Here is a 19,600-nt window from a genome sequence, read left to right on the forward strand (position 1 = left end):
CCTTTATACGGGATTTTAGTTTTTCTTTTCCTCGTATTCAGAAAATGAAACATGCAAACTTGCATTCTTAACGGGCTCAGACGGATTCCAGCTATTTTTTCGGTTTGTTGCATAATAGATGGTATAGCATAACGCCATAAACGGCACACCGCAAAAAAGGGCGATCCTTTGGTTCGGATCAAAGGCAATGCCAATGCAGGATGCCAGGCATAGCAGAAAAGCGGCAATCGGTACGGCCGGATAAAGCGGTGTCCGGTATTTTAAGTCGTCTGCGGTGTTTCCCTCAGCCAAAAAGCGTCTGCGGAACATGAACTGCGAAGCCGCAATGCTCATCCAGACAGCAACAACGGCAAACCCTGAAATCGACACAAGAACGATGTAGACGGAATCAGGCGCAAACACGCTGGAGAGCAGCGACAGAATGCCGCCGAGCATGCTGAAGATCAGCGCGTTCAACGGGATTCCCCGTGAAGTCAGCTTTTGAAATACGGGGTGCAAAGTTTTTTCTTTTGACAGTGACCAGAGCATCCGGGAGCATGCATACAAGCCTGAGTTGGCCGCGGAAAGCAGAGCCGTCAGAATTACAAAGTTCATGATGTCGGCCGCATATGGAACACCGATGCGGTCAAAGACGACGACAAATGGGCTTTTGATCACACCGGCTTCTTTAACCGGAATGAGGCACGAAAGCACGAAAATCGTTCCGATGAAGAAAAGCACCAGTCTCCAGAGTGTTGTCTTGATCGCTTTTGGAATGTTCTTTTCCGGTTCGGCGCTTTCTCCGGCGGCAATTCCGATCAGCTCCGTACCCGAAAACGCAAAATTCACGGAGAGCATCGCCATAAAAATTGGAAGGAAGCCGTTTGGAAAGAGACCGCCTTCTCCTGCAAAGTTTGAAAGAAGCGGTGCAGCGTCTGCATTTTGTATCGGGATGATGCCGAATATCGCCGCTCCTCCTAATATAATAAACAATATAATGGCAAGCACTTTAATGCTTGAAAACCAAAATTCGGATTCGGCGAAAAATCTCACTGAGACAGCATTGAGCGCGAAAATCAGTGCAGCGAATACCGCGCTCCACATCCAGACTGAAGTATCGGGGAACCAGCGCTGCATTAATAACCCGGCAGCGGTAAATTCCGAACCGAGCGCGACAGCCCAGGTCAGCCAGTATAGCCAGGCGACGGTGAATCCGGTGCCCGGCCCGATGAATCTGGAGGCGTACATATGAAACGATCCGGTGACAGGCATGGCGACCGATAATTCGCCGAGGCAGAGCATGACAAGGTAGACGATCAGAGCCCCGGCCAAGTAGGCTAGAATCGTTCCGGCAGGACCAGCCTGTGAGATCGTATAACCGGAACTTAAGAAAAGGCCCTTGCCGATAACGCCTCCTAAGGAAAGCATGATAAGGTGTCTCGTTTGCATTTTTCTTTGAAAGTTCTGGCGATTGGTGTTTGACTGTTCCATTATACCTCCAGCTTTCTCGCCCAGGCGGCGACGGCTTTGATGTCCTCAGGCGTTGTTCTGCAGCAGCCGCCGATCAGCTGTGCCCCTTGGTTATACCAGCTGCGGGCGCTTTCTCCGAAAGAAGTTTTACATGCCGCGCCATGCCATGTTTTCGTTTCCGGGTCATACTGTTCACCGGAATTTGGATAGACGATAATCGGTTTAGCTGTATGCTTTTTGATGCCGCCGATGAGCGAAGAGACATGCTCCAGCCGCGTACAGTTTACTCCTACTGCCGCAACCTGGTCATGCTGATCGAGCCACTTCGCGCATTCGCCGGCTTTCGTACCATCGCTGATATGGCGTCCGTCTTTAGCGCTGAAACTGATCCACGCATGTGTATCCGGGAACTCTTTTAATAAATGAACGATAGCTTTTGCTTCTGAAAGGCACGGTATTGTCTCACATGCCAAAATATCGGCGCCTGCTTCGATTAAAGCGCCCATTCTCCGCCTGTGAAAATCGGCCAATTCATCTTCTGTGACGCCATAATTTCCCCGATATTCGGAACCATCCGCTAAAAAGGCGCCGTAAGGGCCTACTGAAGCTGCTACAAACGGTTTAGGCCGGCCTTCGCGGTTTTCCGGAGCCGCCCAGAATTCATCGCGTGCTTCTGCAGCAAGACGGACAGACTCCCGGATGAGGTGGAGCGCTTCTTGTTCGCTAAGGCCGCGTTTTGTGAAACCCTCAACCGTCGACTGATAGCTGGCTGTAATCGCGCAATCGGCGCCCGCACGGAAATAATCCAGATGGACTTGTTTGATAAGCTCGGGGTTTTCGATGAGAATTTTCGCAGACCACAGGCTATCGTTCAAATCACAGCCGTACCGTTCAAGCTCGGTGGCCATCGCGCCGTCAAGTATAATGACAGGAAATTGTTGTAAAGAAGTTCGGATCGGATTTGTCATCTCATTGTTGAGGCTCTGTCGTTCGAGACCCCGGCCTCCTTTTTTAGAGTTTTTTAAAATATATGAAAAATAGTTTAAAAGACTCGGGAGGTTTTTGTCAATCTACCAATCATCAGTTTTCACCAGTCACTTTTGTCGTTTTCTATTTAGGGTAAAACCGTATGCCGCCGCATACTTTTTTAAAAAAACAGATAAGGGGTATCGGATCGATGAAAAAACTGATTATCAATGCTGATGATTTTGGATATTCAAGAGGTGTGAACTACGGAATTATTGATGCCTATAAGCTCGGAATTTTAACATCAGCGACCTTTATGACGAATATGCCGGGCGCTGGTCACGCGGCCCGGCTGGCTCGCGAATCGCCCGGACTTGGGATCGGCGTACATTTGGTGCTGACCTGCGGAAGGCCGCTTTTGTCTGACCACCGGACGATTGTCGATTCAAAGGGAAGTTTTCGCAATCTCGCATTTTATCAAGGTGCTTTTACAATAGATGCCGATGAATTATACCGCGAGTGGAAAACGCAGATTGAAACATGCATCAACATGGGCTTGGAACCCGATCATTTGGACAGCCACCATCACATCAATGCTTATCCGGGCATCTCTGACGTATTTTTGTCGCTCGCCAAGGAGTATCGCCTGCCTGTCAGACGTAATATGGAGAGCGCCATAATAACGGAAAAAGGAGTGAAAACGACAGACTCTTTCTCACCTGTCCTTGAAGCGGCCTTAAAGGGTGAAGAAGCCGTCTCTGAACTGTTTGAAAAACATAATACCGTGGAGGTCATGGCCCACCCGGCATACCTCGATAAGGAGCTTTTGACGAACTCTTCATATACTTATCCAAGAGTCGATGAACTTGAGTTTTTAACCGATCCGGACGTTGTCATCCGCTTGAACAAGCTTGCGGATGTCCAGCTTGTATCATTTAGGAATTTGACATAAGGAGAATGCCGGAATGAAACATATACTTCAGCTGCTTGGAAAGTCTTTGCTGATTCCGATTACCGTTCTTCCGATCGCCGGGCTGCTGCTGCGGCTTTCTGCGGAGGATATGCTGGATATACCTCTTTTTCAAGCGTCAGGCGTGATTTTGAACAATATGGATGTCCTGATCGCGATCGGCATCGCCATGGGCTTTGCCCGTTCAAAAGATAAAGGGATTCCTGCGCTGACAGGATATTTGGCGATAACCGTGTTAAAAGAGGGGATCGGCATCTTGAATCCGGACCTTGATATGAGCGTCTTCGGCGGGGTGCTCGCCGGCCTGATGGCGGCTTTCATTTATAATCAATTTCAACATGCAAGACTGCCAAGCATGTTTTCTTTTTTTGGCGGAGAGAAGTTTCCGATTACAATGATCGTATTGGTGACGATTCCGGTGGCAGGGTTTTTTTCGGTCGTCTGGCCTTACGCAGAGGCGGCGATCGACGCTTTTAGCCAGTCGCTTGTTGGTCTTGGCGCTTTCGGTGTTTTTGTGTTCGGATTTCTGAACCGGTTTTTGCTTCCGTTCGGACTTCACCATGTCATGAATACGTATATATATTTTGGGCTTGGACGCTATGAGACGGCATCCGGAGAAGCGGTGACAGGGGAAATTGCACGGTTTTTGAATGGAGACCCGACAGCCGGCTACTTTCTCGGCGGGTTTTTTATCACGATGATGTTCGGCATTCCGGCGATCGCTTTGGCAATAGCGCATGCAGCCAGAACGAGAAAAAAAGAAACGAAAGCACTCATGTCTTCCGGAGCAGCCACATCGCTGATCACCGGGATTACGGAACCGGTTGAATTCACGTTTTTATTTACTTCGCCTTTATTGTATTTTCTTCACTCGGTCTATACGGGACTTGCCGGAGCGGTGCTCTGTTTGCTGGGGATTCGTCACGGCTTCTCATGGGGAGCGGGCGCCATCGATTATTTGCTGAATCTTAATTTGTCAGACGGCGGATTATTGATCATACCGGTGGGCGTTGCTTTTTTCGCGCTCTATTATGTTACGTTTTACTTTGTGATTATAAAGCGAAACGTTCCGGTGATCGGAAGGGAGCAGGAAACACCTGAAGGAGACCGGCTGCAGCAGTCTATGGCGGCAGGTATTCTCAAGTATATCGGCGGCCGTGAGAATGTCGTCACTTGTGAAAACTGTATTACCCGTTTGCGACTGAAATTAAAAGACACGTCATTGGCGGATGAAGCCCAATTAAAGCGATTGGGGGCGCACGGTGTGATCATAATTGACCGGCATCATATTCAAATTGTGATTGGAACGGATGCGGGGACTTTAAAAAAAGACTTGCAGAACTTGATCGACGAATCTGCTCCGGATTAAAAACTGAAGTTGCTTTTGAGGAATCTGCGCAGCATCGTACGATTTTTGAACAAATAAGCTTGCACCTCCAGCAGCGTGAGGCTTTATGATGGATATGAATCGTCAGTTGGAGGTGACTCTTATGAAAAAAGATGAGTATTATTCAATCGGTGTTTTCTCAGAAATGACAGGGACATCCATTCGGACGCTCCATTATTACGATGAAATCGGCCTGTTGAAACCTGAAAAAGAGACGGGAACCGGCCGCCGTCTCTACACAGACAGAGATGCGAAAGATTTGCAGAAGATCATATGTTTTAAGTTTCTGGGGTACAGCCTTGAACAAATTCGCGCTTTCATGAAGGATGCATGCTTCGATGCTGGTCTGATTGAGGCGCTGCAGGAGCAGAAAAGGGTGCTGGAGGAGAGGAAGGAGCATATTGAAACAGGGCTGAAAGCGATCGACAGGACGATCGGTCTTCTGGAAGAGGAAGAGGAAATCGACAGTTCTGTTTTCATGAGCCTGCTGAACAGCATCCAGACGGAGAAGGAGCAGCGCGAATGGCTTGAACAGCAGGTGTCTAAAAGTTTTGCCGATGATGTATTCGGCAAATCAGAGGAAGAGATGGCCAAATTGGATCAAGAGTATGTTCGTTTATCTAAGGAAGCCAAGCGGCTCATGGGAAAACCGGTTGATGACCCCGAGGTGCAGGACATGGCAGACCGGTATATGAAGACGAGTTTGGAGTTTGTCGGAGAGGGCGTGCTGTCGGCTTTAGGACAGATGGAGACAATAGAATCGCGGCAGCTGGCAGAGAAATTTCCTTCACCATTTACAAAAGAAGAAGAAGAGTGGCTGCAGCGGGTGTTCGAATATTATATGATTCACAACGATTTCTGTCCCGAAAGCGGCGGATGAAAAAAGGCAGTTCCGGCGGAATTTAAAACACGCCGGAGCTTTTTAATGCAAAAGCTCCGGCTCAATTTTCGTCGTTTGATTATCGAGCGAAACATGCAGTTCATGGTTTTGATTAACCGAAGCGAAAAAGATTTCATCCATTCGTTCAAGCCCTTTCTTCTTCAGCTGGTTTTTGAGCCAGCTTTCTGTTACATTCAATTGCTGAAGGACAGACGTGTACACTTTTCCGTCAACGATGACCGGATATGAAAATTCGCCGCTGCTTTTTTGAATTCCCATATCTTCAGCTGTGATTTCCATTTTATTTGGCTTTTTGTATACCGTTAAATTTCCGTTCGCCTCTACAAACGCCATTTCTACGTCGCTGACATTGAAAACGTCTTTTTCCCGAAGCATTTGCAGAATATTATCCACTGAATATTTGATTCGTTTCAGATTGCCGACGATAAACGTTCCGTTTTTGATGACGATGGTCGGTTCAAATGTAATTAGACGTCCCAGCGTTCGGTATTTGATCATGAGATTTGAAGCGAGTCTTTGCAATAGGGCAATCGCAGCCACCGCAGCGGCGGTATGCAAATGTTCAATCTTCGGATCGGCTATGTCCGCTCCGACAACGGCACCCAATGTAATAATGATTAAAAAATCAAACACAGGCATTTCTCCGATTGAGCGTTTTCCCATGAACAATGTGACAACCAATAAAAGCGGAAGGATGGTAATGATTCGCCCGTAGACAACCAAAATTTCTTTCACAGTTTCCATTGTCTTTCTTCCTTTTTGTAGCCTTTTGCCAATTCAAGGTTGACGGATGTCATTTTGGAGTTGAGATCATGATATGGATAGGAATCGGTTATTTCTGGCAGCCGGTTGGCATCTTCCTGGTTTGAAATCACACGACCCGCCGAGACAAATCGTTTTGGGGGGATTGTAACACCGATTATTTTTGCTCCCGGTTCGATCACCGTATCCTCCTGGATATAGGCATCAAAAACAAGGCTTTGCATCCCGACAAAAACATTTTTGTCAATTCGAACGGGGCCGTAAATTTGACATTGCGGGGCGAGTGACACTTTCTCGCCTATGTAAATGGAATACGATTCACGATCCTTAAAAACGGAATGTTCAGTAACAGGGCTGTTGTATTCATAGTTTTTCAATCCGTGCAAGACAACTCCGTCCTGGATATTGCAGTCATGGCTGATGAAGATTTTTAATCCCACGTCTCCTCTGATCGAAGAGAAAGGCCCGATGAAAACGTTGCGCCCGATGACCACACTGCCGATGACCGAGGCGAAATGATGGATGTAAGAGGACGCATCAATGTCCGGAATATCTGCTTCTTGATTAAATGACGCCGTGATATTGGGGCTGACATTATCTTGAATCAGCAACTTTTCAAGAAACTTGCCGGCGAGTGATGAAACCGTTAATCCAAGGATGAGTTTGCTGCTTAATTTCATATGACCTGCCTCCTTTATTCAGGTAGTCTGCCTAAAAAACGGGAATATTATTTAATAAAAGCGCGGCGGCGGTCTGAAACCAAAAAAGAGGATATGGAGGAGACAACGGCTAATAAAGCAATGGAGTATGTTTCACTAATCAATTGGTGCGGGAATTTTGGGAAAACCGATGAAAACGGGATCGCCCGTTTTAACAAACACACGGAAACGATTGCCCTGAGGATCTATTTTAAATGAGGAGAGATTCGAATTTGAAGCTAAAAAAGATGGGCAAATCGTAAAGCATGCGGTAGAGAATCATAAGGAAGAGACAAATACCGCAACTCCTCCTGCCAAAAAGGATAGAGACACTGGACATGTCGAAAAAACAGGAGGCAACCCGCTGCCGAATACAGGAAATGCCGGTCTGTATCGTGCTTTACTCATTGGACCGATCTTTCTTATTATCGGACTTGCTATGTTTGTTTTAAACCGTAAAAAGACTCAAAATCAAAGTGTGTAAATATTCCCCAAAAAGACGGCGTTACGGCTGTCTTTTTCGTTTGCGGAACAGCATTTCGCCCTCGGCGCCTGCGGAAACGCCGAGCACATAAGCCAATAAATCGCTCCACAAAAATCCATAACCGAGAATGAGCCCTCCGAGCGGAGCGGCTCTGATATTGTCAATCCATGGAGCGTGATACAGCTGGCTGCATTCGATCAAAAAACAAAACACCAGCGCGATCAGCGCCGCGGAAGCCGTCTTCGCGTTTTTGAACAGAAAGCCTGCGCCGAAGAAAATCATCAGCCACAGCGCATCCCCTAAATATACATTCACGATGTCCGGCAGCATATCGGCCGTCTTTCTTGAAGCAAGCCCCGCCGCCATTGCTGCGAATGTCAGCGCAAGCGGGCCTATCCGGCTTCTTTTCATATTCATGGCTGAACCCCGTTTCTGCCAAAGCAGGTTAAGTAAATCTTCGGAGACATGACGGATACGAGAGGAAAAATGTTTTATACCTTTTGGCGTGAAGCGGTTTTAAAATGAACGTGAAAAAGCCGCCGTACCCGGCGGCTTTTCGTGTTATATCGCATTTTTTCTTTCGGATTTTTGTTCGGTGCCGGAGTGCTCCCAGCATTCGATGCCTTCATGGTTTTTAATGACATCTTTATAAAAGACCGGGTCTTTGCCCGCTTTGCGCTGTTTCACATAGTCTTTCAAGGCGGCAAATGCCACTTTTGACAGCAGGAAAATCGCAATCAGGTTGACGATGACCATCAGGCCCATGAACAAATCGGCGAGGTCCCACACAAGCTGGACTTTTGATACCGATCCGAAGATGACCATCGCAAGCACACAGATCCGGTAAATGAAGAGCCATGCTTTGTTCGTGTGCAGGAATTCGATATTCGTCTCGCCGTAGTAGTAGTTTCCGATCAAGGTGCTGAAAGAAAACAGGAACACCATAATGGCGAGAAAGCCTGAGGCCCATGCTCCGATGTGCGTGCTGAGCGACGCTTGCGTCAACTCGATTCCGCTAAGCCCCGGCTCTTTATACGCATCGGAAAACAAAATGATAAAAGCCGTGCTTGAACAAATCACCAAAGTGCTCGTAAAGACTCCTAAAGCCTGGACAAGGCCCTGTTTGACAGGGTGGCTCGTAGTGGCTGCGGCTGCGGCATTCGGCGCGCTGCCCATCCCGGCTTCATTCGAGAAGAGGCCGCGTTTGATCCCGTTCATCAGGGCCGCGCCGATGGCTCCGCCCGCCGCTTGTTCAAGGCCAAACGCATGACCGATAATCAAAGAGATGACGTCCGGCAGTTTCGTAATATTCATCAGCATGACGAAAACGGCGACGCCGATATATAAGACGGCCAGGCATACGACGATATATTCGGACAGCTTGGCGATCCGTTTGATTCCCCCGAATGTAATGATGCCGAAAACAATCGTGATGATAATTCCCAGTGTGAGACGGTCTGTCCCGAACGAGTTTTCAAAAGCGACCGTTATTGTATTGGACTGGACCGCGTTAAACACGATCCCGAAGGACAATGTGATCAAGACGGCAAAAACCGCGCCCATCCAGCGTTTTTTCAAGCCCTTTTCCATATAGTAAGCAGGGCCGCCGCGGAAGCCGTCTTTATCCTTTATTTTATAAATTTGCGCCAGCGTGCTTTCGACAAAGCTTGACGCCGAACCGATGATGGCGATGATCCACATCCAAAAGATAGCGCCGGGTCCGCCCAAGGCAATGGCGATCGCAATCCCCGTAATATTTCCTGTTCCTACTCTCGCGGCCATGCTGATGCAAAAAGCCTGAAAAGGCGAAATTCCGTTTTTGTCGGGCGTTCCTTCCTTTAAAACACGGAACATGTCTTTCAGCAAGCGAACTTGAAAGAACTTAGATTTAAAAGTAAAAAACAGTCCCGAAGCAAGAAGCATAATAATCAATAGTTTTGACCAAAGAAAATCATTTGTGACACCAATGACTTCTTGAAGGAATTGCTGCATGCTTTCACCTCTTTTTTTGTAATTTTAAAAAATACTGAGATCCCATTCACGGGCTATATGTTTTAAAAGCATTCCGCCCGTCATGCTGTTTCCGTAATCGTCAATCGCCGGACCATAGATGCCGATGCCGCATCCGTGCTGAAAAGGCTGTTCTCTTTTCACGCTGGCGGGCACCGCGCACATGATTCCGCCGGAGACGCCGCTTTTTGCCGGAATGCCGACAAAGGCCGCGAATTTTCCTGATGCATTATACATTCCGCACGTCAGCATTAAAGCTTTTGTCAGCCGCGCGACATCCTTCGGAATGACATGTTCACGGCGGAAAGGATGGTATCCGTCATTTGCAAGAATCATGCCGATCAAGGCGATGTCTTCAGTGCTTCCTTCCATAGAGCATTGTTTCAGATAGACTTCAAGCGTTTCTTCAACGTCTGCTTCGAGGAAGCCGGTTTCCTTTAAATAATGGGCCAATGCTCTGTTCCGATGGGCGGTCTGCCACTCTGACCGAAAGACTTCCTCATTGATCTCAAGCCGTTTTCCAATCATTTTTTCAATGACGTCATGAAGCGACTCCATTTTTCCCAGTGCCGATTCACCGGGAAGGATCGACGAAACGGTCAGCGCTCCGGCGTTGATCATCGGGTTAAACGGCTTTCCCGGCTTGTGCATTTCAAGGCGGATGATTGAATTGAACGCGTCTCCCGTCGGTTCTACATCAACACGGTCTAATACGTAAGAAATCCCTTTCGTCAAACACGCTGCGATAAAGCTGATCACCTTCGAGATGCTCTGGAGTGTGAATGATACGTCCGAATTTCCTGCTTTGATCATCGTTTGATCAGAGCCGATCACACAGATGCCGAGCTGGTTAGAGTCGATTTTTCCTAAAGCGGGAATGTATTCGGCGTTGCGTCCGCTTGAGGAAAAAGGACGGTAATGTTCGACCAAATCTTCAAGGCGGGATTGCCAGAAGCGGGCGTCATAGCGTTCTTCCAATACTTCATTCATCGAAATTCCTCCAATCCTGACCTGTTAAAGCCTGCAGGTTTGCTGAAAAAATACGAGGCTCTAAAAGCGGTGATTTGAGCATGGCGGCAGAAGGCAAAGGGGTAAAAGCCTGTTCCGCACAAGTTGTTTTAAAGCCTGTTCTTTCCTGGGAAAAAGGGGTTTGGATTGCACAAGGGAGTGAGTTGCGGAAAAATATAAGCGTTTTCAAATAGAGAAAATATACATTCAATTTATAATGGAACCTACATAAACCTACAAAAAGCGACAAAAAAATTTAAAAAATAAGCCGATTGATTTAAAAATCAAATCGACTGTGGGTAAAATGGGAGTTGCGGATATTGTGCGATTAACGCCAAAATAAAGCAACACGTTTGTAATGGAGGATCAGCATGATGGGTGGAAATCGGGGAAGCGTGATGACAAAAGCGGCCCGGCTTGTTAAAAAAGACGGCTATATCTTAATGGTGATGATGTTAACTGTGCCGCTGGCAGGAGAGCTGAAGTTTTATCCGCTGAACGAGACCTTCAGGGTCAGCTTCGGGGTTCCGACTTTCTTCTTTCTTTTGCTGCTGCTGCGGAATGTGCCGGCTGTGCTGTCCGGCTTTTTAACGGGGGCGGCAGTCGTCGGATTTCGTGTGCTGCTTGATGGATTTGGGCCGGGGCAGATCGATTGGCTGTCATCCTTTTACTACCATTATCCGACTTTTTTCTTTTATTTCACATATGCGTTTCTATTCTACTTGGCAAAAGTGAAACGATTTCAATTTCGCCCGCTCTACATCGGGTTTCTCGGCTTCGGAATCGAACTGATTGCCGATGGAGCCGAACTGGCCGTTCAATATATGATGTTCGAGTCTACCGTCACCCCGGGAAAAATCCGCGACATGATGGCGATTGCTTTTTCCCACAGCTTTATTGTGCTGAGCTTTTTTAATGTCATGAAGCTGTATGAAACGCAATCGCGGGAAAAGCAGATCCGCGAACAAAATGAGCACATGCTGATGATCGTTTCAAACTTATATGAAGAAACCGTTCATTTGAAAAAGACGTTGAAGAATACTGAAGAGATTACAAACGAGTCCTATCAGCTGTACAGGCTCTTAAATAGACAGAGCGATAACAATTCCTCCGTCCGGCAGATCAGCCAGAAAGTGCTGCGCCTCGCCGGTGAAATCCATGAGGTCAAAAAAGACAATCAGCGCATTTTCGCCGGACTTTCAAAATTAATTTCCAAAGAAAGCTTCAGAGACTACATGGCTGCAGAGGATCTGGTCCGGCTTGTGACCGGCATAAATCGAAAGTATGCTGAATCGCTCGAAAAAGACATTGACTTTCATTATTCGATAGACGGAGAACATCCGAAATACCATGTGTATACCGTATTATCCGTAATTAATAATATTATGGCGAACGCGGTGGAAGCGATTCAAAAGCAGGGCTCCATCAGACTCAGCCTCTATAGGCGCGGCGATGACATGCTGGAATGCCGCGTGGAAGATGACGGACCGGGCATTCCCGAGAAAGTCGGAGATGTGGTGTTTGAGCCGGGATACACGTCAAAATATGATGAATTCGGAACTCCTTCAACCGGAATCGGTCTGTCTTATGTGAAGGAAACTGTCGAGGAGCTTGGAGGGAGCATTCGATTCCGGAATGATGCAAGCGGTGTTGTGTTTACGATCAGACTTCCGGTTCAACAATTGATTCAGAAAGGGTGAAGGCCTGTGCGTTTTTTTATTGCAGATGATGACCGTGCTGTGCGATCGATTTTAAAACAAATCATTGAAGACGAAGATTTGGGTGAAGTGGCCGGAGAAGCGGAAGACGGCTGCGATTTGGAAGGACACGTCCTGAATTTGCAGCAAATTGATATTTTATTTGTCGATCTTTTAATGCCGCTCCGCGACGGAATTGAAACGGTTCGTCATTTGCACGGCGTTTTCTCAGGGAAGATCATCATGATCTCCCAGGTGGAATCAAAGGAAATGATCGGTGAAGCCTATTCCCTGGGGATCGAATATTATATACATAAACCGATTAACCGCATTGAAATCTTGAATGTCATTCAAAAAGTCAAGGAGCGCATCGAGCTGGAACGGTCGATCCATGACATACAATCTTCGCTGAACCGGCTTGTGAGCCTCGGCGGCGGGGGGAAAAACGGCTTTAGGGAAAAAAGCATTCAGGAAACGGGCGAATTTCTCCTGTCTGAACTCGGAATCGTCGGGGAGAGCGGATCCCAGGATTTAATCGCCATCCTTCAGTATTTGTTTGATGATGAACAGACCTCATTATATGAAAAGGACTTTCCGCCGCTCAAACAGATTTTTCATCAGATTGCCGTGCAAAAGCTCGGACCGGCTGCTTCACCCGCAGAGATCAACAGGGAGGTTAAAGCGTCTGAGCAGCGGATACGGCGGGCGGTCAGCCATTCGCTAAACCATTTTGCATCACTCGGTTTAACAGACTTTTCAAATCCGCGGTTTGAAAGCTATGCGTCCCGGTTTTTTGACTTTACCGTCATCAGCAAAAAAATGAAAGAACTGCAGAAAGACTCTGCCGCCGTCTTGCCCTCCGCCCGCGTCAACACGAAAAAATTCATTCAGGTTTTCTTTTTGGAAGCCAAGCGGTTGAGTGAAAGCGCTGGAAAAAGAGGTTAAAAAGAGCTTCCTCTAAAGTGAGGAAGCTCTTCTGCATGCCGGTTACCCAGCGTATTCTCTTTTCAGCAGTGAAAACATGTATACGTCAATCAGTCTTCCTTTTGCTTTCTCGTATTCTCTTAACAGTCCTTCCTTTTGAAAGGATAACGAGTTGAGAAGTTTGATTGAAGGCGTGTTTTCGGGCTCTACCTTCGCTTCGATTCGGTTGAGGTTCAAGCTTGTAAAGCCGTAGTCGATCAGTTTTTTGACAGCTTCGGAAGCAAAGCCTTTTCCCCAATGATTTCTTCCTAAGTCATAGCCGATTTCAGCTCTGCCGTTTTCCTGGTCGATCATATTAAAGCCGCATGTCCCGATGACTTCACCCGTTTCCTTTGCAATAATCGAAAAGCGGTTTGCCTGCCCTTCAAGGCTTAAATCATTGATCATTTGGATCATGTCCCGCGCTTGTGAGACGTCTGTAAAAGGCGCGATATTCATATATTTTGTGACTTCCGGGTCTGACCAGTATTGACAGAGGACATCTGCATCCTCCAATTCCATCTTTCTCAAAGTCAATCTTTCTGTATAAAGGGTTTCCATGATCTTGCCTCCAAGTTCCGTTTTATTTAGGAAGGTGAAAGAACCATTCATCTATCTGCGCATTATTCATGTTCATAGGATAAAATGCAAAACTGTTATCGGGAAGCGGATGGATAAATCCCTTTTTTATCCAAGATGGAAAGTGCAATCTCGGCAGCAGTGCTTCCGGCAGCCCGTTTTTCACCTTGAATATGAACAGCAAAGAAAAAAGTATTTTCGGCAGTTTCTACATATCCGACAAACCAGCCGGCATGAAGTTCTCCGTTGATAACTGAAGTCCCGGTTTTACCGGATAGAATTCTGCCATTTGATTCTTCTAAACGTATCGAATCTTTCACAGTTTGAATATTAGACTGTTTAAAATCAAATTCGTTATCATAAAACTTTTTTAACATATTAACCTGTTCAAGAGGGGAAATTTGAAGAGAGCCATCCAGCCAATAATTCGCCGGACCTGAGAAATCCTCATTTCCATAATGGATAGATTTGAGATAGCGACGCAAATGATCCTCTCCAATTTGCCGGTCCAGTTTTTGAAAATACCATGTTGCGGAGCTGCTCATCGCAGAGAATAAATCCTGGTCTTGATTCCATTCTTTATACGGATATTGAGTTCCGTCCCACGTCATTTGAGAATTGTTCTTCGTGATGATCCCGGATTCCAGTGCGAGCAATGCGCTGAACACCTTGTATGTAGAAGCAGGTGCGAATCTGGCGGTGCTTTCTTTCCTATTGTATATTGTATACTTTTTCCTGTTAGAATCAAACAGGACAAAACCTCCTGAGAAGCCATCAAAAAAGGTGCTGTCATCTTCGTATTCTACATTTGCACCAGATAAAAAGTGCGTATCTCTTTGCATAGCCAATATAGATACAGAAGGAGTGCCGGCTAGAATGATCCCAAGAACAAGGGCGAACACTAAGGCGCTTTTCACCTTTAGCAAAGGTGATGCCGCCTTGAAGTTGACAACTGTGACAATCCGCCTTTTGATATGTTTGTATGAGCTGCTGAATTCAGAAGCGGCTACCAAAGATGACGTTCTTTGCTTAAGTGAAGTGAATTTTAAAATCACCTCGCCATATTTGAGATGCAATTTTTTATCAAGCGTTTTTAATACGGCAAAGTCGCAAGAAATCTCCATCTCTGTTTTTGCTTCCTTTGATAAATACCACACGAGAGGATTAAACCAATAGACGATTTTGGACAGGCAAAGAAAATAGTTGATGAGCATATCTTTTCGTTTACAATGGTACAGTTCATGAAGCAAAACACATTTCATCTCGTCGGCAGAAAACATTGAAATATCCTTTGGCAAGATAATATATGGACGGACAACCCCAAATGTTATGGGGGATTTTATCAATGGGGAACAGCCTAAAATCACTTTTTGATGAAAGCGTATTTCCTCTTTACATGTACGAAAAAGGGTTAATAGCTCTTTGTTGTTAACCATTTGCAGGCTCTTTTTTATTTTGCCGATTTTTCGATTGCTATAAAGAGTAGCGATAAGCATAACAGCAATGCCCAATATCCAGACTGCGAAAAAGGCTGAATCTATCATTTTGAAGGACGATTGTTCAATCGACATCGAAAAATCCTGCACCCAGTTTGCATGTTGGCCAATTGCTTCCGCCGTCTTATCTGTGGAACGGGTGTGAGATAGCGTTGAGCTAGCTCCTCCTAAATTCAGAATCCAGTCAAAATGATTGCTTTTTAGATAATGAAAGGGGAGAAAAGGAGCGATCAATGCCAAAAGAGAAATCACGCTAAGATGATAGTGGGTGCCTACAGTGATTTGAGCCTTCAGCAGTTTTTTTATGAGTATGATGAGAGAAAAAAACAGAGACAATAGAATTTGACTAACCAAAAAGGGAATAAAGAAAGAACTGCTCATTTCATTCCTTCTTTCTGTTCTTATGTTCTTCTAGTATTTGATACAACTCATTAATTTCTTCACCTGACAGCTGATCATTCTCCAAAAAGTTTAATACCATCGAATTAAGAGTGCCATTGTAAAACCGGTTTAAAAAACTGTGACTTTTCACTTCTATATAATCATTTTCGTCTATATTTGGCGTATAAACGAAAACCCGGCCTTCTTTATGGTGGTTTAATGCTCCTTTTTTAATGAGGCGCAGCAGCATGGTTTGGATGGTTTTAGGGCTCCATGTACTGGTTTTGGACAACTCTTTAATCACCTCATTGGTATTGATCGAAGAATGCTTCCAGATGACTTTCATCACTTCTAATTCCGCATCAGAGATTTGAGGTATTTTTTTCATTTCCATCATCCTATACTTACAAATGTAATACTTTCATTATAGGTTTGCCATGTTAAGAAGTCAATTTAACTGGAGTGACATAAAATGTTTTTTTCCTTTTTTTATTCCATCACTCGAAGATGATGCCCCCAGCCATTCATTTGTCACCGGTTTAAACGAGGTCATCATTCTGTCGGCATTCATGGCCATTCCCCTCATGACCTTTTCGTTTTTTATTCCTTCCAAAAAAACGGTTGCATTTAAAACTTACGTATGTAATACTTCAAAAGACTACACTTGTAAGATTTGATGTTTGAGTTGGCCGTCCGTGTTTTCAGGTGCAAGGGGTTTTCACGAATGTTGCCAGCCTTAGTTGAAATGCCTCTTGATTAGCACAGCTAGTCACGATCAATCAAATATTCATACGGAGGGAGACGATTTTGATGAAATTATGGTTCAGTACTTTAAAACTGAAAAAAGTTGCAGCTGTGTTGCTTTTCTCTTGCGTCGCACTTGCAGGATGCGGCAGCAATCACTCGAATGCCTCACATTCTGCCGAGAAAGATGAAAAGACGGAGATGAAAGATGATTTTGCAAAACTCGAGGAGCAATTTGATGCAAAACTCGGGATCTTTGCATTAGATACTGGTACAAACCGAACGGTAACGTATCGGCCGGATGAGCGCTTCGCTTTTGCATCGACGATTAAGGCTTTAACCGTAGGCGTGCTTTTACAACAGAAATCAATAGAAGATCTGAACCAGAGAATAACATATACACGTGATGATCTTGTAAACTACAACCCGATTACGGAAAAGCATGTTGATACGGGAATGACGCTTAAAGAGCTTGCGGATGCTTCGCTTCGATATAGTGACAATACGGCACAGAACCTCATTCTTAAACAAATTGGCGGACCTGAAAGTTTGAAAAAGGAACTGAGGAAGATTGGTGATGAGGTTACAAATCCTGAACGATTCGAACCGGAGTTAAATGAAGTGAATCCGGGAGAAACTCAGGATACCAGTACAGCAAGAGCACTTGCGACAAGCCTTCAAGCTTTTGCTCTTGAAGATAAACTTCCAAGTGAAAAACGCGAGCTTTTAATCGATTGGATGAAACGAAATACCACCGGGGACGCCTTAATCCGCGCCGGTGTGCCGGAAGGCTGGGAAGTGGCTGATAAAACTGGAGCGGGATCATATGGAACCCGGAACGACATTGCCATCATTTGGCCGCCAAAAGGAGATCCTGTAGTTCTCGCAGTATTATCCAGCCGGGATAAAAAGGATGCCAAGTATGATGATAAGCTTATTGCAGAGGCAACAAAAGTGGTAGTGAAAGCCTTAAACATGGAAAGCAAATAAAAAAACATTGCAATACATTTTGTTAAAACATCGTCTTACATAAAGTCACTTGGTGATCAAGCTCATATCATTGTCTGGCAATGGTGTGGGCTTTTTTGTTTTCTCTCTTTAAAGATAATGTGAAGAAAAACGGGAGAATCGGTCTGCGGGAAACGACCGGGTTTTTGTCGAAATCATAGGCGATTGGATTGATTTGCGACAAAATTCGACATATATACTGGCGGAGTGACTTGATCGACCATGTATCGCGTTTCTTCTCCTATTTGCAATACTTTACAGAACGTTAATAAATTCTGCCTATAATAGAACCCGATCAATCATTTGTATAGAGAGGGGTAATACGAATGACACATGAAGGACCGCTGGAGGAATGGATGAAAAAACTGAGCGAGGAAAGCCTCAAGGACAATACGTTTGACCGCCGCCGCTTTATTCAAGGGGCCGGCAAAATAGCCGGGCTTTCGCTCGGACTTGCGATCGCGCAATCGATGGGGGCAATGGAAGTCAATGCAGCACCGAGGTTCTCCGAATATCCGTTTACACTTGGCGTTGCATCGGGAGATCCGCTTTCTGACAGCGTCGTATTGTGGACAAGGCTGGCGCCCGATCCGCTAAACGGGGGCGGGATGCCAAATGAAGCTGTATCCGTGAAATGGGAGCTCGCAGAAGACGAACGCTTCCGCCGTGTCGTCAAACGGGGAACCGAAAAAGCAACACCTCACCTTGCACATTCGGTACATGCCGAGGTATCCGGGCTGAAACCGAATCATGTATACTATTACCGCTTTAAATGCGGCAACCAGCTGAGTCCTGTCGGCAAGACAAAGACGCTTCCGGCGCCCGGGGCAGATGTTGCTAAATTCACATTCGCTTTTGCTTCATGCCAGCAGTACGAACACGGCTATTATACCGCCTATCAGCATATGGCAAAGGAAAAGCTCGATCTTGTTTTTCATCTCGGCGACTATATTTATGAGTACGGTCCGAATGAATATGTTTCGAAAACAGGAAATGTCAGAACACACAGCGGTCCTGAAATCATGTCACTGCTCGATTACCGAAACCGTCATGCCCAATACCGTTCAGATGCAAACCTGAAAGCTGCGCATGCCGCCTTCCCGTGGGTTGTCACATGGGACGACCATGAAGTGGAGAACAACTATGCGAATGTCATCCCGGAAAAAGGCCAGTCAGTTGAAGCGTTTATTAAACGGCGCGCCGCCGCATACCAAGCTTATTACGAGCATATGCCGCTCCGCCGCCAATCCTTGCCGAACGGTCCTGATATGCAATTGTACCGGAATTTTTCCTACGGCAATTTAGCTGACATTAGCGTGCTGGATACCCGTCAGTATCGCGATGACCAGGCTAACGGCGATGGCAATAAGCCGCCTTCTGATGAATCGAATGATCCGAAGCGGACGCTGCTTGGAGCGGAGCAGGAGGCTTGGCTGTTTGACAATCTGAGTCGCTCCGAGGCGCACTGGAACATTATCGCACAGCAGATTTTCTTTGCGCAGTGGAACTTTGGGACAAGCGCGGCGCCGATTTACAGCATGGATTCGTGGGACGGATATCCCGCTCAGCGCAAGCGGGTGATCGACTTCATCAAATCTCAAAAACTGAACAACATCGTCGTCCTTACCGGTGATGTGCATGCCAGCTGGGCAAATAATCTGCTCGTTGATTTTGACAATCCGAAATCGGACATCTTTGGCGTGGAGTTCGTCGGGACGTCGATTACATCGGGAGGAAACGGCGCTGATAAAAGAGCGGATACGGATAAGATTTTATCGAACAATCCTCATATAAAGTTTTTCAATGATTACCGCGGCTATGTGCGCTGTACGGTCACCCCGGAAGAATGGCGGACAGATTACCGCGTCGTCCCGTATGTGACAGAGCCGGGTGCGGCGGTTTCGACAAGAGCTTCCTATGTTTATCATAAAGACTACACAGGGCTGAAACGGACCGCTTCCAACATTGTGCCTGGAGGCGTGAAGAAGTCAAACGAAGTAGAAGAAGACCGTTTCCTCGCACATACAAGGGCCCATCAGAAGCAAGTGAAGCAAAAGGAGAAAAAAGTAACCCAGTAATCAATGAAAGGATGACAGC

General features: G+C 46.1%; 17 protein-coding genes. 7 read left to right on the plus strand and 10 right to left on the minus strand.

Annotated features, from left to right (window positions below):
- Positions 1 to 15: 15 nt before the first annotated feature.
- Both mmuP and mmuM read right to left on the minus strand, forming a co-directional pair.
- Positions 16 to 1,470: an S-methylmethionine permease gene (gene mmuP, locus H7F26_RS07560; RefSeq protein ID WP_185855246.1), complete on the minus strand. Its 1,455-nt coding sequence runs from the start codon at positions 1,468 to 1,470 to the stop codon at positions 16 to 18.
- The gene (gene mmuM, locus H7F26_RS07565) at positions 1,470 to 2,417 is read right to left on the minus strand and encodes a homocysteine S-methyltransferase (protein ID WP_003178553.1); all 948 of its coding nucleotides are present in this window, start codon (positions 2,415 to 2,417) and stop codon (positions 1,470 to 1,472) included. The genes mmuP and mmuM overlap by 1 nt, the downstream gene beginning before the upstream one ends.
- 209 nt (positions 2,418 to 2,626) lie before the next feature.
- Here mmuM and chbG point away from each other — a divergent pair, with 209 nt between their 5' ends.
- The 3 genes from chbG to H7F26_RS07580 all read left to right on the plus strand — a co-directional run bounded on the left by chbG (position 2,627) and on the right by H7F26_RS07580 (position 5,652).
- Positions 2,627 to 3,367, plus strand: a complete 741-nt coding sequence (chbG, locus tag H7F26_RS07570) for a chitin disaccharide deacetylase (protein ID WP_009330293.1) — start codon at positions 2,627 to 2,629, stop codon at positions 3,365 to 3,367.
- 13 nt (positions 3,368 to 3,380) lie between these two features.
- Positions 3,381 to 4,754: a PTS transporter subunit EIIC gene (locus tag H7F26_RS07575; protein ID WP_009330292.1), complete on the plus strand. Its 1,374-nt coding sequence runs from the start codon at positions 3,381 to 3,383 to the stop codon at positions 4,752 to 4,754.
- 121 nt (positions 4,755 to 4,875) lie between these two features.
- Positions 4,876 to 5,652 carry a MerR family transcriptional regulator gene (locus tag H7F26_RS07580; protein ID WP_003178558.1) on the plus strand — a complete coding sequence of 259 codons (777 nt, stop codon included), beginning with the start codon at positions 4,876 to 4,878 and terminating at the stop codon, positions 5,650 to 5,652.
- Between the two features lie 42 nt (positions 5,653 to 5,694).
- Here the strand turns inward: H7F26_RS07580 and H7F26_RS07585 are convergent, their stop codons facing one another.
- From H7F26_RS07585 to H7F26_RS07605, 5 genes are all read right to left on the minus strand, one after another.
- Positions 5,695 to 6,417 carry a DUF421 domain-containing protein gene (locus H7F26_RS07585; RefSeq protein ID WP_009330291.1) on the minus strand — a complete coding sequence of 241 codons (723 nt, stop codon included), beginning with the start codon at positions 6,415 to 6,417 and terminating at the stop codon, positions 5,695 to 5,697.
- Positions 6,405 to 7,115 carry a gamma carbonic anhydrase family protein gene (locus H7F26_RS07590; RefSeq protein WP_003178564.1) on the minus strand — a complete coding sequence of 237 codons (711 nt, stop codon included), beginning with the start codon at positions 7,113 to 7,115 and terminating at the stop codon, positions 6,405 to 6,407. Before H7F26_RS07590 ends, H7F26_RS07585 begins: the two co-directional genes overlap by 13 nt.
- A 523-nt stretch (positions 7,116 to 7,638) precedes the next feature.
- Positions 7,639 to 8,034, minus strand: a complete 396-nt coding sequence (locus H7F26_RS07595) for a ribosomal maturation YjgA family protein (protein WP_003178567.1) — start codon at positions 8,032 to 8,034, stop codon at positions 7,639 to 7,641.
- 144 nt (positions 8,035 to 8,178) lie between these two features.
- The gene (locus H7F26_RS07600) at positions 8,179 to 9,609 is read right to left on the minus strand and encodes an alanine/glycine:cation symporter family protein (RefSeq protein ID WP_009330290.1); all 1,431 of its coding nucleotides are present in this window, start codon (positions 9,607 to 9,609) and stop codon (positions 8,179 to 8,181) included.
- 24 nt (positions 9,610 to 9,633) lie between these two features.
- Positions 9,634 to 10,617, minus strand: coding sequence for a glutaminase (locus tag H7F26_RS07605; RefSeq protein ID WP_003178571.1), 984 nt, complete (start codon positions 10,615 to 10,617; stop codon positions 9,634 to 9,636).
- A gap of 389 nt (positions 10,618 to 11,006) precedes the next feature.
- Here H7F26_RS07605 and H7F26_RS07610 point away from each other — a divergent pair, with 389 nt between their 5' ends.
- Both H7F26_RS07610 and H7F26_RS07615 read left to right on the plus strand, forming a co-directional pair.
- Positions 11,007 to 12,335 carry a sensor histidine kinase gene (locus H7F26_RS07610; protein WP_003178573.1) on the plus strand — a complete coding sequence of 443 codons (1,329 nt, stop codon included), beginning with the start codon at positions 11,007 to 11,009 and terminating at the stop codon, positions 12,333 to 12,335.
- A gap of 6 nt (positions 12,336 to 12,341) precedes the next feature.
- A complete protein-coding gene (locus H7F26_RS07615) occupies positions 12,342 to 13,277 on the plus strand; it encodes a response regulator (protein ID WP_003178575.1) in 936 nt (311 codons plus the stop codon).
- Between the two features lie 42 nt (positions 13,278 to 13,319).
- Here the strand turns inward: H7F26_RS07615 and H7F26_RS07620 are convergent, their stop codons facing one another.
- The 3 genes from H7F26_RS07620 to H7F26_RS07630 all read right to left on the minus strand — a co-directional run bounded on the left by H7F26_RS07620 (position 13,320) and on the right by H7F26_RS07630 (position 16,139).
- The gene (locus H7F26_RS07620; protein WP_003178577.1) at positions 13,320 to 13,856 is read right to left on the minus strand and encodes a GNAT family N-acetyltransferase; all 537 of its coding nucleotides are present in this window, start codon (positions 13,854 to 13,856) and stop codon (positions 13,320 to 13,322) included.
- A gap of 95 nt (positions 13,857 to 13,951) precedes the next feature.
- A complete protein-coding gene (locus H7F26_RS07625; protein ID WP_009330289.1) occupies positions 13,952 to 15,751 on the minus strand; it encodes a BlaR1 family beta-lactam sensor/signal transducer in 1,800 nt (599 codons plus the stop codon).
- 1 nt (position 15,752) lies between these two features.
- Positions 15,753 to 16,139: a BlaI/MecI/CopY family transcriptional regulator gene (locus H7F26_RS07630; RefSeq protein WP_003178582.1), complete on the minus strand. Its 387-nt coding sequence runs from the start codon at positions 16,137 to 16,139 to the stop codon at positions 15,753 to 15,755.
- Between the two features lie 422 nt (positions 16,140 to 16,561).
- On the opposite strand from H7F26_RS07630, the gene blaP reads away from it, so the two are divergent.
- Both blaP and H7F26_RS07640 read left to right on the plus strand, forming a co-directional pair.
- A complete protein-coding gene (blaP, locus tag H7F26_RS07635) occupies positions 16,562 to 17,485 on the plus strand; it encodes a class A beta-lactamase BlaP (protein ID WP_003178584.1) in 924 nt (307 codons plus the stop codon).
- A 344-nt stretch (positions 17,486 to 17,829) separates the two neighbouring features.
- On the plus strand, positions 17,830 to 19,581 hold the full coding sequence (locus H7F26_RS07640) for an alkaline phosphatase D family protein (protein WP_003178586.1): 1,752 nt from the start codon (positions 17,830 to 17,832) through the stop codon (positions 19,579 to 19,581).
- Positions 19,582 to 19,600: the final 19 nt, after the last annotated feature.

It is taken from the genome of Bacillus sp. PAMC28748, from assembly GCF_014250415.1.
Classification (GTDB): domain Bacteria; phylum Bacillota; class Bacilli; order Bacillales; family Bacillaceae; genus Bacillus; species Bacillus licheniformis.